The organism is Flavonifractor sp. An9 (genome assembly GCF_002161245.1).
Classification (GTDB): domain Bacteria; phylum Bacillota; class Clostridia; order Oscillospirales; family Oscillospiraceae; genus Flavonifractor; species Flavonifractor avicola.
In genome coordinates this window covers 1-14,119 of the sequence record NZ_NFHC01000040.1, presented here as the reverse complement: position 1 = coordinate 14,119, position 14,119 = coordinate 1, and the positions used below count along the sequence as shown (strand labels likewise).

The 14,119-nt window shown below is 56.2% G+C and carries 20 protein-coding genes and 2 pseudogenes; 19 read left to right on the top strand and 3 right to left on the bottom strand.

The annotated features are described in order from the left end of the window. Both B5G40_RS16090 and thpR read left to right on the top strand, forming a co-directional pair. Positions 1-444: stage V sporulation T C-terminal domain-containing protein (locus B5G40_RS16090; RefSeq protein ID WP_087400634.1), on the top strand; the 444-nt coding region annotated here is incomplete at its 5' end. 54 nt (positions 445-498) lie between these two features. Continuing rightward, positions 499-1,026 carry an RNA 2',3'-cyclic phosphodiesterase gene (thpR, locus tag B5G40_RS16085; RefSeq protein WP_087400632.1) on the top strand — a complete coding sequence of 176 codons (528 nt, stop codon included), beginning with the start codon at positions 499-501 and terminating at the stop codon, positions 1,024-1,026. A 27-nt stretch (positions 1,027-1,053) separates the two neighbouring features. Here thpR and sleB read toward each other — a convergent pair whose 3' ends face one another. Beyond that, positions 1,054-1,713: a spore cortex-lytic enzyme gene (gene sleB, locus B5G40_RS16080; RefSeq protein ID WP_087400630.1), complete on the bottom strand. Its 660-nt coding sequence runs from the start codon at positions 1,711-1,713 to the stop codon at positions 1,054-1,056. 133 nt (positions 1,714-1,846) lie between these two features. On the opposite strand from sleB, the gene B5G40_RS16075 reads away from it, so the two are divergent. From B5G40_RS16075 to miaA, 3 genes and pseudogenes are all read left to right on the top strand, one after another. Continuing rightward, positions 1,847-2,116, top strand: coding sequence for a translation initiation factor 2 (locus B5G40_RS16075; RefSeq protein WP_204247496.1), 270 nt, complete (start codon positions 1,847-1,849; stop codon positions 2,114-2,116). Positions 2,117-2,215: 99 nt separating this feature from the next. Continuing rightward, a pseudogene (locus tag B5G40_RS16070) lies at positions 2,216-2,650 on the top strand (low molecular weight protein-tyrosine-phosphatase); the annotation flags it as partial. Then, positions 2,624-3,568 carry a tRNA (adenosine(37)-N6)-dimethylallyltransferase MiaA gene (gene miaA / locus B5G40_RS16065; RefSeq protein ID WP_242959472.1) on the top strand — a complete coding sequence of 315 codons (945 nt, stop codon included), beginning with the start codon at positions 2,624-2,626 and terminating at the stop codon, positions 3,566-3,568. The pseudogene B5G40_RS16070 and the gene miaA, both read left to right, overlap by 27 nt. A gap of 312 nt (positions 3,569-3,880) precedes the next feature. On the opposite strand, the gene B5G40_RS16060 is transcribed toward miaA, so the two are convergent. Further along, a complete protein-coding gene (locus tag B5G40_RS16060) occupies positions 3,881-4,219 on the bottom strand; it encodes a hypothetical protein (RefSeq protein WP_087271308.1) in 339 nt (112 codons plus the stop codon). Between the two features lie 107 nt (positions 4,220-4,326). Here B5G40_RS16060 and B5G40_RS16055 point away from each other — a divergent pair, with 107 nt between their 5' ends. Further along, the gene (locus B5G40_RS16055; protein ID WP_087330675.1) at positions 4,327-5,466 is read left to right on the top strand and encodes a C39 family peptidase; all 1,140 of its coding nucleotides are present in this window, start codon (positions 4,327-4,329) and stop codon (positions 5,464-5,466) included. After that, positions 5,454-5,915: a tRNA dimethylallyltransferase gene (locus B5G40_RS16050; RefSeq protein ID WP_275533064.1), complete on the top strand. Its 462-nt coding sequence runs from the start codon at positions 5,454-5,456 to the stop codon at positions 5,913-5,915. The genes B5G40_RS16055 and B5G40_RS16050 overlap by 13 nt, the downstream gene beginning before the upstream one ends. Positions 5,916-5,965: 50 nt before the next feature. Here B5G40_RS16050 and B5G40_RS16045 read toward each other — a convergent pair whose 3' ends face one another. Beyond that, positions 5,966-6,721 carry a tRNA lysidine(34) synthetase gene (locus B5G40_RS16045; protein ID WP_087271298.1) on the bottom strand — a complete coding sequence of 252 codons (756 nt, stop codon included), beginning with the start codon at positions 6,719-6,721 and terminating at the stop codon, positions 5,966-5,968. Positions 6,722-6,945: 224 nt separating this feature from the next. Here B5G40_RS16045 and rplM point away from each other — a divergent pair, with 224 nt between their 5' ends. The 12 genes and pseudogenes from rplM to B5G40_RS15985 all read left to right on the top strand — a co-directional run. After that, a complete protein-coding gene (gene rplM, locus B5G40_RS16040; RefSeq protein ID WP_087188632.1) occupies positions 6,946-7,377 on the top strand; it encodes a 50S ribosomal protein L13 in 432 nt (143 codons plus the stop codon). 17 nt (positions 7,378-7,394) lie between these two features. Continuing rightward, on the top strand, positions 7,395-7,799 hold the full coding sequence (gene rpsI, locus B5G40_RS16035) for a 30S ribosomal protein S9 (protein ID WP_087188633.1): 405 nt from the start codon (positions 7,395-7,397) through the stop codon (positions 7,797-7,799). Between the two features lie 443 nt (positions 7,800-8,242). Beyond that, complete coding sequence (locus B5G40_RS16030) at positions 8,243-9,064, top strand: ParA family protein (RefSeq protein ID WP_087400628.1); 822 nt, start codon at positions 8,243-8,245, stop codon at positions 9,062-9,064. After that, the gene (locus B5G40_RS16025; RefSeq protein ID WP_002576358.1) at positions 9,021-9,947 is read left to right on the top strand and encodes a ParB/RepB/Spo0J family partition protein; all 927 of its coding nucleotides are present in this window, start codon (positions 9,021-9,023) and stop codon (positions 9,945-9,947) included. Before B5G40_RS16030 ends, B5G40_RS16025 begins: the two co-directional genes overlap by 44 nt. A gap of 12 nt (positions 9,948-9,959) precedes the next feature. Continuing rightward, the gene (locus B5G40_RS16020; protein WP_002576357.1) at positions 9,960-10,235 is read left to right on the top strand and encodes a DUF5720 family protein; all 276 of its coding nucleotides are present in this window, start codon (positions 9,960-9,962) and stop codon (positions 10,233-10,235) included. Between the two features lie 27 nt (positions 10,236-10,262). Then, entirely contained in the window at positions 10,263-10,454 is a 192-nt protein-coding gene (locus B5G40_RS16015) for a hypothetical protein (RefSeq protein ID WP_002576356.1), read from the top strand. 69 nt (positions 10,455-10,523) lie between these two features. Continuing rightward, a complete protein-coding gene (locus tag B5G40_RS16010; protein ID WP_002576355.1) occupies positions 10,524-11,417 on the top strand; it encodes a DUF6017 domain-containing protein in 894 nt (297 codons plus the stop codon). 48 nt (positions 11,418-11,465) lie between these two features. Next, entirely contained in the window at positions 11,466-11,828 is a 363-nt protein-coding gene (locus tag B5G40_RS16005; RefSeq protein ID WP_002578791.1) for a hypothetical protein, read from the top strand. Beyond that, positions 11,821-12,132 carry a DUF5720 family protein gene (locus B5G40_RS16000; RefSeq protein ID WP_002576353.1) on the top strand — a complete coding sequence of 104 codons (312 nt, stop codon included), beginning with the start codon at positions 11,821-11,823 and terminating at the stop codon, positions 12,130-12,132. The genes B5G40_RS16005 and B5G40_RS16000 overlap by 8 nt, the downstream gene beginning before the upstream one ends. Before the next feature lie 101 nt (positions 12,133-12,233). Next, on the top strand, positions 12,234-12,734 hold the full coding sequence (locus B5G40_RS15995) for a PcfB family protein (RefSeq protein WP_002576352.1): 501 nt from the start codon (positions 12,234-12,236) through the stop codon (positions 12,732-12,734). Positions 12,735-12,736: 2 nt separating this feature from the next. Next, positions 12,737-13,756, top strand: a pseudogene (locus tag B5G40_RS15990) (type IV secretory system conjugative DNA transfer family protein); the annotation flags it as partial. A 91-nt stretch (positions 13,757-13,847) separates the two neighbouring features. Further along, a partial coding sequence (locus B5G40_RS15985; RefSeq protein WP_158099564.1) for a recombinase family protein occupies positions 13,848-14,119 on the top strand: 272 nt, incomplete at its 3' end.

Sequence of the window (14,119 nt, the reverse complement as noted above, 5' to 3'; positions counted from 1 at the left end):
CTGGAGATCTACACCGACAAGGACGGCGGCGTCATCTTTAAAAAATACTCCCTCATGGGCGGGCTGGGGGACTTTGCCGGCCATATGTGCGAGACCCTGAACAAGACCACCGGCGAGATCGCCGTCATCACCGACCGGGACAGCTGCATCGCCGTGGCCGGCAGCGGACGGCGGGATCTGGCCGACAAGCAGATCTCTCCCGCCCTGGAGCAGATCATGGAGGGCCGCCAGATCTACCAGCATAAGGAGGGCTCCGCTCCCGTCCCCGTGTGCGAGGGCAACGACACCTATCTGGTGTCCTGCGCCGCCCCCATCCTCTCGGAAGGGGATGTGCTGGGCTGCGTACTCTTTGCCGGTACCGAGGGAGCTCTCCACGACAGCGAGACCCAGTACAAGCTGGTTCAGACCATCGCCGGCTTCCTGGGCCGCCACATGGAGCCCTGATCCTTGTAACAGACCGCCTCCTTTGCTATACTGTGGGCAAAGGAGGCGGTCTTTATGCGTCTGTTTCTGGGCGTGGAGCTGCCAACCGTCTGGCGCGAAGCGCTGGACCGGGGGGCCGCTGCGCTGAAGAAGGCGGGGGTGCGGGCCAACTTCACCCGGCGGGACAACTATCATCTCACACTGGTCTTTCTGGGGGAGACCGACCGGACGGAAGCGGCTGCCGCCGCCCTGGACCAGGTGGACGCGCCCCCCTTTGCCCTCCGCTCCGCCTCTCCCGGCTGCTTTTCCAAAAAGGGCGGAGATATCTGGTGGCTGGGAGCGGAGCCCCTCCCCGGCCTGATGGCCGCCCAGCGGCAGCTGGAGGCCGCCCTGAGAGAGGCCGGTTTTTCCCCGGAACGGCGGCCCTATCGCCCCCACATCACCCTGGCCCGGAAGGTGCGCTCTCCCGCCGGGCTGGAGCCCCTTACCATCCCCGGACTTTTCCCCACCCTGGAAACGGAGGTAAACCGGCTCACCCTCTTCTCCTCGGAGCGGGTGGACGGCGTGCTACGCTACTTGCCTCTGTACCGGGCGGCCCTTTGATATGTAGCGGGCGGAGGCCGCCCGCGCTCAGGCACAGAACCGATGGTTGCCGATCTGGAGGATGAGAGGCCGGCTCCAGATCCAGCTGCTGGTGGCGGTGGCGGGGTTGAAATAATAGATGGCCCCGCCGCTGGGGTCCACCCCGTTGAGGGCGTCCCGGGCCGCCCGCACCGCCGATTCTGCCACTGGCTCATTGAACTGGCCGTCCACCATACAGGTAAAGGCACCCGGCTGGTACACCACTCCGGCGATGGTGTTGGGGAAGGAGGGGTGCTCCACCCGGTTGAGGATCACCGCCCCCACCGCCACCTGGCCGCTGTAGGGCTCCCCCCGGGCCTCCGCCGAGATCACCCGGGCCAGCAGATCCACGCTGGTATCCTGGGTAGGCGAACCCCCGCCCGACATTCCCAGGGCCTTCAGGGTGGCAGGCCCCACGATGCCGTCGGCGGTCAGGCCGTTTTTCCGCTGAAAATACTTGACCGCCTGGGTGGTCTGGCTGCCGAATACCCCGTCTACCGCCCCGTCGTAGTAGCCCCAGTTCTTCAGTTTGGTCTGGATCACCCGCACCTGCTCCCCGCTGGAGCCCTGGCGGTAGGTGGCCGCCTGGGCCTGCTGGGCAAAGGCGATGAGGGAAATGTTGACCGCGAACACCAGAGCCAGTGCCGCGATGCGCCTGCGTCTGTTCATACCTACCCCTCCAATCTCACTGGAGGTAGTGTACGGCGGCAGCGGGCCGGTTATGTGCGCCAATCCCTTCCTGCCTGCATAGGGCCAGTGGTTTTTGGAAATACTGGTACAAAACAGGAAAGGATGTGGGCAGGTGGTACAGGGCGTATCCCGGCAGGTCATTGTGGTGAAATCCCCCGACCCCCGATTTTTTGAACAGGCCATTTTTATCGTGAAGGAGGACGCCTTCGGCAAGGGGGCCTCCGCCGAGGCGGTGCTCCAGGAGGCCCGCCGGGCGGCCGACGGCTACCTCAAGCGCTCCTCCGGCTGGCGGCGGGTGTGCCGGAAGATCCCCGCCCCGGTCTATGCCGCCGGCGGTGCCTTGGGGGCCACCGCGTGCTGGATCCTGGCCCTTCTGCTGTAAACACGGCAGGCGCGAAACGCGCCTGCTTTTTTTCAGGCCAAAAGTGTGGTAGAATGGGTTTACATTGCGGCGCAGTAACGCCGCTCCCGGGAGGACAGCATGAAAAAACTGCTTTTTGTATGTCACGGCAACATTTGCCGCAGCCCTATGGCCGAGTTTGTGATGAAGGATCTGGTCAGGAAGGCAGGGCTGGAGGATCAGTTCACCATTGCCTCCGCCGCCACCAGCGCCGAGGAGATCGGCAACCCGGTGTACCCCCCCGCCCGGCGGAAGCTGGCCGAACATGGCATCAGCTGCTCCGGCCACGCCGCCCGCCAGCTCAATGGGGCGGATTACGGCCGATGGGACCTGTTCCTGGGCATGGACAGCGCCAACCTGCGGAATATGCGCCGGCTCTTTGGCGGCGATCCGGACGGCAAGGTCAAGGCCCTGCTGTCCTATATTGGGGAGGACCGTGACATCTCCGATCCCTGGTACTCCGGCGACTTTGAGGCCACCTGGCGGGATGTGCACGCCGGCTGCTCCGCCCTGCTGGCCGCCCTGACCGGGGAGAAGCTGCCCAAGCTGGTGGTAGTGCTGGGCACCACCGCCTGCGGCAAGAGCGGCCTGGGGGTGGAGCTGGCCAAGCGCTTTGGCGGTGAAATCGTGTCCGCCGACTCCCGGCAGGTGTACACCGGCCTGGACCTGGGCACGGGCAAGGTGACCGAGGAGGAGATGGACGGTGTGCCCCACCATATGCTGGACGTGGTGGCCCCCAACCAGCCCTACTCGGTGGCCGACTTCCAGGTGGGGGCCTACGCCGCTATCGACGACATTCTGTCGCGGGGGAAGGTGCCCTTCCTGGTGGGAGGCTCCGGGCTGTACGTCCGGGCTGTAACCGAGGGCTTTGCCTTCACCGATGCCACCCCCGACCCCGCCCTGCGGGCGGAGCTGGAGGGCAAGACCGCTGCGGAACTGTACGCTATCCTGCGGGAGAAGACGGGGGTCACCCTGGCCAACGGGGAGGAGAACAACCACCAGCGGTTGGTGCGCTCAGTGGAGAAGGCTCTGGCCGACGGCTGGGAGGCACCTCAGGCCCATCCCCGCTACCGCTGCCTGCTGCTGGGGGTAAACTTCCCCCGGGAAACAGTATGTCATCGCATCGACGACCGGCTCCAGGCCCGCATTGACGCGGGTATGATCGAGGAGGTGGCCGGTCTGCGGGAAGCTGGAGCCACCGACGAGTTCCTGGAAGGCCTGGGGCTGGAGTATCGCTACATTCTCCGCTACCTGAAGGGGGAGATCCCCTCTCTGGACGCTCTGAAGGACGAGCTGGGGCGGGCCATCAAGCGCTTTGCCAAGCGGCAGGTCCAGTGGTTTAACCGGGATAAGGACGTGCTGTGGCTGGACATGGAGGGGGATTTCCTCACCCAGGCCACCCAGGCGGTGGAGCGGTTTTTGAAGGGCCAGTAAAAAGAACCTGTCATAACGCAAATACAGTGTACAGTATTTCTGTCTAAATAGACATATAGAGCCACTAACGCCCCCATTTCATTCTCTTCTTTGAAAAATACATAAAAGCACTTTCGCACTGACACCACATGGAATGTCAGTGCGAAAGTGCTTTTGTACGCTCTTATGCGGATTATGGGGGTAGCTGTGGTCAAAATTATTTTTCTTCACTTTCTGTTATGATCCTTATTCCTCGCTGACCGGCGGTCTAAAACACTGTATAGTATTGAGTGCGATCCCCCATTATAGCAGGCAATAATAATCAGAAAGAGGTTAGTCCCATGTTTTACTAATCGTTTCTATTTTATGCACTTCCCCTTTATGTGTTACAATACTCTGATTGCGCTCACAGTTTACCGTGTCTCCTATCTTTACCTGCTCATAGTCACTTTCACTGCACGATAGAGTAAATTGTTCGCCGGTTGCTTCTTGAATCACAATATAATGGTCATCCCTGGACTCAGACTTATCTATAATTGTGACTTCTCCTGCCATTGGATAGTAACTTTTTTGCACATAGTAAACCCGATATGCAGCATAGCTTCCACCGACCACGGCCACAACTACAACCAATAGTGCGGCTACCAAAAGAATCTTTTTATGGCTTTTCATTGCAATTCCTCCTTCATTAAACTAGGACCTGGCACTTTTCTCCCTAATACATTGTTATATACAAGTATTATACCATGTGCCACTCATATTTGCAAAAGGAGCTTATTATGAAAAAGTTATTGTCATTTTTACTGTCTCTCGCTCTTTGTGTTTCCCTTGGCATCCCAGCCTTTGCAACCGATAATACGACCAATAGTAATATCATTCCAGATAGCGAAGTCCAACGCTACGCATTGCACTTTATGACCACTTCACAAAACAACGAGGCCATAACCATTGATAATTTTATACATCTATATGATTCTAGTGATCAACTCACCGGCTACTATGTAACCTTTACCGATAATGGGACTGCTGCCGGATATGTATTACTGAGTCTAATTTCCGGCGAAGATCCCATTGTGGAATTTGCTTTTGAGGGATCTGGGCCGCTGACTACCAATTCTGCTTTGAATGAACTTATTCCAATCACCAACAGCCTTACCAGTAACTCCGAGCACGACGCCAAAATCCTTTATACCGGAGCAGGTCAGCTTTATGTTCAGAACCAATGGGGTTCTCTGTACTCCGTTTATGATCAAAGCGATCTCCACGCGGCCAACAGTATTTCTTCGGGTAGTGAAGTCAATATTTATAATGGTATTATTGACTGGTCCGAAGCCAACATTAAAGATGGCTCTACATTCATGATAAAGAAATTTGGCGCAGGCGATGATTACTGGTTGATGTCTCAATTTTCCTCAGGTGGCGTTTGCACCCCTACCGCTGCAACCAATGTACTCTGGTATTGGGGTAAACAGCGTGGCTGCTCCAGTGTTATGAACAGAGTTTCTTCCGAAAGTTCGGACTCTAATAAAGCAAAAGCTATTTTTGACATTTTGTTTGAAACCATGGTAACCAGCACTGAACATGGGACTCTCGATGTCAATATAATAGACGGATACGCTTCTTTCTTCCGCGAGCCATCTGGCAAAGGAACTTGGTCATATAAGATGCTCTCCGATGGTTCTTCTTATAGTACTTACCAAACAGCTCTCAAAGATCATTGTCCAATTCATCTTGTGCTCCATACCAACGATAGTATCTTTGATAAGGGTGAAGGACATTGTGTAATGAATTTCGGTTATGCCGAAAGCAACACTGGCGCCAAATACCTGTTTGTTATGGATGGTTGGAATACGAATGGTCGTTTTGTGAAATTTGACTACTATCCCTACTTCTTTGGGTACAAAATTTGGGTTGCATAACATATTTCTTCCGCCGGAAACCCTCAAATGCGCCCTCCTGTTTCCTACCTTTATTTTACAAAATAAACGGCTGCAGCCGGAAAATTAGGTGGAATAAACTGGGGGTGAACTTCCCCCGGGAAACAGTATGTCAGCGCATCGACGACCGGCTCCAGGCCCGCATTGATGCGGGCATGATCGAGGAGGTGGCCGGTCTGCGGGAAGCCGGGGCCACCGACGAGTTCCTGGAGGGTCTGGGGCTGGAGTACCGCTACATCCTCCGCTACCTGAAGGGGGAGATCCCCTCTCTGGACGCTCTGAAGGACGAGCTGGGCCGGGCCATCAAGCGCTTTGCCAAGCGGCAGGTCCAGTGGTTCAACCGGGACCGCGACGTGCTGTGGCTGGATATGGAGGGGGATTTCCTCACCCAGGCCGTCCGGGCGGTGGAACAGTTTTTGAAAGAGCCTTAAACGCAAAAGCCGCTGCGGAAGCTTCCGCAGCGGCTGTTTTAGTTTGGATGTTATCCCTCGGGCAGGGGCACCCGGCGGTGCTCCACCGGCCCCCAGGCGGGCAGGGGCAGGCCCTGCATGGCCCCGAACACCCGGCTCTTCAAACCGGGGTACTGCTGGTCCAGGGTGTGGATCAGCTCCTTGACCTCCTGCCGCTTGGTGTAGCCGTCGGCGGGGCAGGGATTGAACACCACCGGCAGGTGGTTGCGCTGGGCGGCGTTGCGGATAAGCCCCTCCCCGCAGTAGAGCATGGGCCGGATCTGGCTGATGCCCATCCGGTCCAGCCAGGTCACCGGCTGGAAACAGGACAGCCGTCCCTCGTAGAACAGGGACAGGAAGAAGGTCTCCACCGCGTCGTCAAAGTGGTGGCCCAGGGCGATCTTGCTGATGCCCCGCTCCTTGATGGCGTTGTGGAGGGCGCCCCGCCGCATTTTGGCGCACATGGAGCAGGGATTTTTCTCCTTCCGCAGGTCGAAGATAATATGGTGGATCTCGGAGGGCAGCAGAGTGAAGGGCACGCCAATCTGCTCACAGTAGGCGGCCACCGGGGCAAAGTCCATCCCCTCTCCCCCGTCCACATGGCCCATGTCCAGGGTATAGGCCTCCACGGTGAAGGGCTTGGGATAGAACTCCCGCAGCCGGGCCAAAGCGGTGAGCAGCACCAGAGAATCCTTGCCGCCGGACACCCCTACGGCAATGCGGTCTCCGGCCTGAATCATGTCGTAATCCTCCACACAGCGGCGGACATAGCTCAAAATCTTGTTCATAGGCACCTCAAAAAATTGAAAATCGAAATGGAGCATTCAAGAGAAAAAAAGAGATATCACGCGATTTCAAGAGCATACACTTTTTCTATTTAAAAAAATCGGAAAACGTGTTGACACTCCGTGGCCAAGGTATTATAATACAAAACGCTCCAATCGTAAAGATTGGGGCCTGTATTCTGTTTAGACATATTTTTTAAGATATCATCAAAATTGGAGGTTTCACCATGTCCACTTTTATGGCCAACAAGGGGAACATCGTCCGCAAGTGGTATATCCTCGATGCGGCTGGTAAGCCCCTGGGCAAGACTGCCGCTACCGCGGCCAACCTGCTGCGCGGCAAGCACAAGCCCGAGTATACTCCTCACGCTGACTGCGGCGACTTCGTCGTGGTCGTCAACGCCGAGAAGGCCGTTCTGACCGGCAAGAAGCTGGAGCAGAAGTACTACCGCACCCACTCCGGTTGGGTGGGCGGCCTGAAGGAGACCCCCTACCGCCTGCTGATGCAGCAGAAGCCCGAGCTGGCCATGCGTGTGGCCATCCGCGGCATGATGCCCCGCAACATCATCACCAAGGATTCTCTGTCCCGCCTGCACATCTACCGCGGCGCCGAGCATCCCCACAACGCCCAGAAGCCCGAAGCCTGGGCGGCCAACTAAGCAGGAGGTACAAAGGAATGTATAAGAGCAAGAAGCCTTATCTGTATGGCACCGGCCGCCGGAAGTCCTCCGTGGCCCGCGTGCATCTGTTCCCCAACGGCACTGGTGCTATCACCATCAACGGCCGTGATATCGACGATTACTTCGGCCTGGAGACCCTGAAGCTGATCGTGCGTCAGCCTCTGGCCACCACCGACACCCTGGGCAAGGTGGACATCGAGACCACCGTTACCGGCGGCGGCGTGACCGGCCAGGCCGGCGCCATCCGTCACGGCATCGCCCGTGCCCTGCTGCAGGTCAACCCCGAGTACCGTGCTGCCCTGAAGGCTGCCGGCTTCCTGACCCGCGATCCTCGTATGAAGGAGCGTAAGAAGTATGGCCTCAAGGCTGCCCGTCGCGCTCCGCAGTTCAGCAAGCGCTAAACTTTATCAAAAGTGGTCAAAAACCCCGGAACTACGCGGTTTCCGGGGTTTTTCCTTTTCAAATGGTTTGACGCAATTTGACAGAACGAAGCCTCTTTTAACCCGTTTTCTATGGGTTAAATGGTGGACAACCACCCCAAAAAGAGGGCTTATGGGTTAAAAAATAGGACAACCGAGACGCGATTTTGGGATGCCAAGGGGATGTTTATTTATACATCTCCAAGAGACCTTTTTCGTGAAAACGGTTTGTCTGAATTTGACCTAATTTGAACAAAAGAGAATAAATCTAATCGCCAAGCGCTCAGTATTTTCTACTGGGCGCTTTTTGCGTTTCCGGGGAATTTCATTCCGGGATAAGAAAAGGCCGTCACTTTCAATTTTTGAAGTGGCGGCTTTTTCTATTTCCAGAAGCCATAGAACAATTCAGAAATGAGGTGAAGTCATTGAACACGCAAATCATCGCCATCGCCAACCAGAAAGGCGGCGTTGGCAAGACAACCACCTGCGCGAACCTGGGGATTGGGCTGGCGCAGGCCGGAAAGAAAGTGCTGCTGATCGACGGGGACCCGCAAGGCAGCCTGACCATCAGCCTGGGCCACCCCCAGCCGGACAAGCTGCCCTTTACCCTGTCCGACGCGATGGGCCGTATCCTGATGGACGAGCCGCTGCGCCCCGGCGAGGGCATCCTGCACCACCCGGAGGGCGTTGACCTGATGCCTGCCGACATCCAGCTCTCCGGCATGGAGGTCTCCCTGGTGAACGCCATGAGCCGTGAGACCATCCTGCGGCAGTATCTGGACACGCTCAAGGGACAGTATTCCCATATCCTGATTGACTGTCAGCCCTCCCTGGGTATGCTCACGGTCAATGCCCTGGCCGCCGCCAACAGGGTCATAATCCCCGTCCAGGCGGAGTATCTGCCTGCCAAGGGCCTGGAACAGCTGCTCCAGACCGTAAACAAGGTGAAGCGGCAGATCAATCCCAAGCTCCAGATCGACGGCATCCTGCTGACGATGGTGGATAACCGCACCAACTTTGCCAAGGAGATCGCTGCCTTGCTGCGGGAGACTTATGGCAGCAAAATCAAGGTGTTCCGCACCGAGATTCCCCATTCCGTCCGGGCAAAGGAAATCAGCGCCGAGGGCAAGAGCATTTTTGCTCATGACCCCAATGGCAAGGTGGCCGAGGGGTACAAAAATCTGACCCAGGAGGTGATAAAACTTGAAAAGCAGCGCGAAAAAAGTAGAGCTTGCTCCATACGATGATTTGTTTTCCACCGAGGAAAGCCGCCAGGATGCCAAGCTGGAGAAGATACAGGAAATTCCGCTGTCTGAGCTGCACCCATTTAAGGGGCATCCCTTCAAAGTCAAGGATGACGAGGCCATGATGGAGACCGCCGACAGCGTTCGGCAGTATGGTGTTCTGGTTCCGGCGATCGCCCGCCCGGACCCGGAGGGCGGCTATGAGCTGGTTGCCGGTCACAGGCGGCACCGGGCCAGTGAGCTGGCCGAGAAAGAAACCATGCCTGTCATTGTCCGAGACCTGGACGATGATGCTGCCACTATCATCATGGTGGACAGCAACTTACAACGTGAAAGCCTGCTCCCCAGCGAAAGGGCCTTTGCTTACAAGATGAAGCTGGAGGCTATGAAACACCAAGGCGCACGGGGGGACTTAACTTCGTCCCAACTTGGGACGAAGTTGCGTGCAGATGAATTGTTGGCGCAGCAGGCTGGTTCGAGTAGGAACCAGGTGCAGCGCTATATCCGCCTGACGGAGCTGATTCCCGAACTGCTGGATATGGTCGATGAAAAGAAAATCGCCCTCAATCCGGCTTATGAGCTGTCCTTTCTCAAAAAAGAAGAACAGCGGGATTTGCTGGACGCGATGGACAGCGAACAGGCTACCCCCTCTCTCTCCCAGGCTCAGCGACTCAAGAAATACAGCCAGGAGGGACATCTGACCCTCGATATGATGCGCGTCATCATGGGTGAGGAAAAGAAAAGTGATCTCGACAAAGTGACTTTCACCTCCGACACCCTGCGGAAGTATTTCCCCAAAAGCTATACGCCCCAGCGGATGCAGGAAACCATTATCAAACTGCTGGAGGCGTGGCAGAAGAAGCGCCAGAGAGACCAGGAACGATGAAAGGAGCCGCCTATGAGGGATATTTCAGCCCGTGAGCTGAAAGGACACAATATCTTGGCCGTAGAGCGTTTTCAGGACAGCACCCGCTGGATGATCGAGTTTTCCGTTCAGCGCCCTTGTTCCTACGGCTGCCCCGGCGATGATATGCGGCTGTTTCTTACGGAGGACGGGTATCAGGCCGCCCTCGTAAGCCAGAAGCGTCGGGAAATCAAAATCAAGCGGTATGCCCGTGTGATCGAGGGCCATGTGCTCGACTTCAAACCGGACAAGCGCCGCCGCCACCCGTAAACTCATTATCACTACGAAAGGAAAGGAATGAATATGTGTACTGTCCAGAGCATCAAAGATGCCATCCGGGAAAGTTGCCAGTCCCAGTATGATATGGAATCCACCGACATTGACCGGGTTTTGCAGACCCTCCCGTTTTCGGAGCATGAGCCGATGTTCAGTCATCCGCCGAAGTACAAGCGTCCTTACCGGCCCTGGCAGAACAACAAAAACAGCTGAAAGCCACAGTCTTTTTCACGAAGGATTGTGGCTTTTTTCATGCCCTAAAATTAGAAAGGAGTGAAGTCAATGGCCGTTTTTCGCATTGAACGGACCAAAGATTATACCGTGATGAGCAATCATCACCTGCGGAACCACGAACTATCCCTCAAGGCAAAGGGGCTTCTTTCCATGATGTTATCCCTGCCTGATGACTGGAACTATACTACCCGTGGACTTGCGAAAATCTGCAAGGAGGGCGTTGATGCCATCGGCAGTGCGCTGCGGGAGTTGGAAACCGCCGGTTACATCGTGCGGAACCAGCTGCGGGACCAACAAGGCCGGATCAGCGACACCGAGTATGTGATTTATGAGAAACCCCAGCCCAGGCAGCCAGAAACGCCAAGGCCGGATACGGCTGTACCAGATACGGCTTCACCAGATACGGAAAACCCGTATCTGGATAAACCGGATACGGAAAAGCCCGCAGAATTAAATATAGAGAAACCAAATACTCAAAAACAAAATACTCATGGAGCAAGTACCGATTCCATTCCCTTCCGGGAAACAGCGGCAGCACAGCTGCCGGAACGGAAAGGAAGGGATGCGATGTCTGTCTCAGAGATAGAAAATTATCGGGAATTGATTCTGGAGAACATCGAGTATGACTATCTGTGCAGAGAGTTTTCGACCTACCGTGAGGACCTGGACGAGATTGTGGAGCTGATGGTGGAGACCGTTTGTGCCAAACGTAAAACCACTCGGATCGCTGGCAGCGACTTTCCCCATGAAGTCGTGCGCTCCCGGTTCTTGAAGCTGGATAGCGAGCATATCCGATTTGTCATGGACGGTATGCAGAAAAACACCACGGAGGTCCGCAATATGAAACAGTATTTGCTTGCAGTGCTGTTCAACGCGCCCACCACGATCAGCAATCACTACACCGTACAAGTCAATCACGATATGAACACAGGCGGCTGGTAAACAGCCGCTTTTCTGTTGCCCGGCAATACCGGGAGAAAGGATTTTGCCATGAAACGACCTCTTGCCTACATTACGGCTCCCTGGAGCAACAACCAGTATGAGAACGCCGAGAACGCTGCCACCTACTGCCGCCAGGTGTACGACGCCGGGTATTCGCCCATCTGCCCGGTTCTGTTCTTGTCCACCTTCCTCAAGGACGAGATTCCCCAGGAACACAAGGACGGGCTGGATATGGTGCGAGACTATCTGCGCCGGTCCCATGTGCTGGTGGTCTGCGGCCACGGCATCGACGAGACCGTGAAGAATGACATCGCCACCGCTGAGCGCCTGCGGATCACCGCTACCACCCTGGACGGTATCCTGACTGTGAAAGGCCAGGGACGCGGGAAAGGAGGTGCGCGCCATGCCTGAGCGTAAGACCGTGGGCCAGCTGATGGAGGAAATGCGGCTCAAGGCCGGGGCGCAGAACTACCACGGCCATGAGTACATGGATTTGGAGCGGTTTGCCGAGGACACCCGGCACATGATTATCTTCGATGTGCTGACCCACGATTCGCCGGTGGGCTGGAAAGGCGAACGGACCCGCCTGTTTCTGACGGAGGCCGGATACCAGAAAAGCCTGGAGAACCAGGAAAAGGGCCACATCAAGATTCTCAGCCATGCCAAGGTGCGCCAGGGACATCTGTACTATGACCGCTCCGATCAGCTGCGTTGAAAGGAGCCTGCCATGATGAAATACCTGCTGCGGCGGCTGGTGGTCCCGCCTTAGTATCAAGCGCCACCCCTGCAAAATCCGTGGAAAGGAGGCGATGACCTATGCAGGAGGAAGTGGAAAACAGGACTTTGACGCTGGTAGTCAGCGGAACAAAGTTTACCGGGCGGCTGTTTAAGGCCGCCATCACCAAGTACCTTGCCCACCGCAAGGAAAAGAAGCTGCAAAAGCAGAAAAGCCGGGATACCCCCGTGATTCCCCACGGCAAACAGACGGTGAAGCAGCTGATCGGCCAGAATCAGGGCGTTTCCAACATCGAGATCACCGACCCCTCCATCAAGGAGTTTGAAAAGATCGCCCGGAAATACGGCGTTGACTATGCGGTGAAGAAGGACCGCAGCAGCTCCCCGCCCAAGTACCTGATCTTTTTCAAAGGCCGCGATGCGGATGCCCTGACCGCTGCCTTTACCGAGTACACCGGCAAGAAGGTCAGAAAGGCGCAGAAAACAGAGCGTCCGTCCGTGCTGGCAAAGCTGAGCCAGTTCAAAGAGCTGGTGAAACACGCCGTTGTGGACCGGAACAAGCGGAAGGAGCTGGAACGATGAAGATGAAAAAGCAACTTGACATCAAAAAGCTCCTTTTGCTGAATATGCCCTATATCCTGATGGGGCTGTTCGCAACCAACTTCGGTGAAGGATGGCGGATGGCCGTGGGTGCGGACGCTTCGGCAAAAATGCTTTCGTTCTTCTCCACGCTGCCGGTGGCGCTGGCCAGCTGGTGGCCCAGCCTGCACCCTTTGGACCTGCTGGTGGGGCTGTGCTGCGGCGCTGGCCTGCGATTGGCCGTGTATCTCAAAAGCAAGAACGCCAAGAAGTACCGGCACGGTATGGAGTATGGCAGCGCCCGCTGGGGCACCCATGAGGACATCGCACCCTACATCGACCCGGTGTTCCAGAACAATGTGATTCTGACTAAAACCGAGAGCCTGACCATGAACAGCCGCCCCAAGGACCCCAAGACCGCCAGAAACAAAAATGTGCTGGTGATCGGTGGCTCCGGTTCCGGCAAGACCCGCTTCTGGCTGAAACCGAACCTGATGCAGATGCACAGCTCCTATGTGGTGACAGACCCAAAAGGCACCATCCTGGTGGAGTGCGGCAAAATGCTTCAGCGCGGCACACCCAAGCTGGGCAAGGACGGCAAGCCCATGAAGGATAAGCACGGCAAGGACATCTATGAGCCTTATCGGATCAAAGTCCTCAATACCATCAACTTCAAGAAGTCCATGCACTATAATCCCTTTGCCTACATCCACTCCGAAAAGGACATCTTGAAACTGGTCACGACGCTGATCGCCAACACCAAGGGCGAGGGCAAGGCCGGGGACGATTTTTGGGTTAAGGCCGAGACGCTTTTGTACTGCGCCCTCATTGGGTATATCCACTACGAGGCCCCGGTGGAGGAACAGAATTTCTCCACCCTCATCGAGTTCATCAACGCGATGGAGGTCCGGGAGGATGACGAGGAGTTCAAGAACCCCGTGGACCTGATGTTTGACGCGCTGGAGGCAGAGAAGCCCAACCACTTCGCCGTCCGTCAGTACAAAAAGTACAAGCTGGCTGCGGGAGATGTATGCTCTAAGTGACTTCTTAATCATGGTTTTTGTCATGGTTAGTGAAGCAGTCACTTAGAGCATTTTCATTTCAGGAGGTACAGCCATGAGAAACGAGAAAATCACCCCTCTGTATGAGCGTTTGAGCCGCGATGATGAGTTACAGGGCGAGAGTAACTCCATATCGAACCAGAAAAAGATGTTGGAGGACTTTGCCCGCCGGAACGGGCTGCCGAACCCCACCCACTTCACCGATGATGGCGTATCAGGAACCCGCTTTGACCGTCCCGGCTTTCTGGCGATGATGGAGGAAGTCGAGGCCGGACGGGTGGAGGCCATCGTCATAAAGGACATGAGCCGCCTGGGGCGCGACTATCT

Bases quoted from the DNA above. Each gene is read 5' to 3' on its own strand.
- B5G40_RS16005 (WP_002578791.1), top strand. From the start codon at position 11,466: ATGAAACGACCTCTTGCCTACATTACGGCTCCCTGGAGCAACAACCAG.
- B5G40_RS16020 (WP_002576357.1), top strand. From the start codon at position 9,960: ATGAGGGATATTTCAGCCCGTGAGCTGAAAGGACACAATATCTTGGCC.
- B5G40_RS16045 (WP_087271298.1), bottom strand. From the start codon at position 6,721: ATGAACAAGATTTTGAGCTATGTCCGCCGCTGTGTGGAGGATTACGAC.
- B5G40_RS16015 (WP_002576356.1), top strand. From the start codon at position 10,263: ATGAATATGTGTACTGTCCAGAGCATCAAAGATGCCATCCGGGAAAGT.
- B5G40_RS16060 (WP_087271308.1), bottom strand. From the start codon at position 4,219: ATGAAAAGCCATAAAAAGATTCTTTTGGTAGCCGCACTATTGGTTGTA.
- thpR (WP_087400632.1), top strand. From the start codon at position 499: ATGCGTCTGTTTCTGGGCGTGGAGCTGCCAACCGTCTGGCGCGAAGCG.
- B5G40_RS16010 (WP_002576355.1), top strand. From the start codon at position 10,524: ATGGCCGTTTTTCGCATTGAACGGACCAAAGATTATACCGTGATGAGC.
- sleB (WP_087400630.1), bottom strand. From the start codon at position 1,713: ATGAACAGACGCAGGCGCATCGCGGCACTGGCTCTGGTGTTCGCGGTC.
- B5G40_RS16055 (WP_087330675.1), top strand. From the start codon at position 4,327: ATGAAAAAGTTATTGTCATTTTTACTGTCTCTCGCTCTTTGTGTTTCC.
- B5G40_RS16000 (WP_002576353.1), top strand. From the start codon at position 11,821: ATGCCTGAGCGTAAGACCGTGGGCCAGCTGATGGAGGAAATGCGGCTC.
- rpsI (WP_087188633.1), top strand. From the start codon at position 7,395: ATGTATAAGAGCAAGAAGCCTTATCTGTATGGCACCGGCCGCCGGAAG.
- B5G40_RS15995 (WP_002576352.1), top strand. From the start codon at position 12,234: ATGCAGGAGGAAGTGGAAAACAGGACTTTGACGCTGGTAGTCAGCGGA.
- rplM (WP_087188632.1), top strand. From the start codon at position 6,946: ATGTCCACTTTTATGGCCAACAAGGGGAACATCGTCCGCAAGTGGTAT.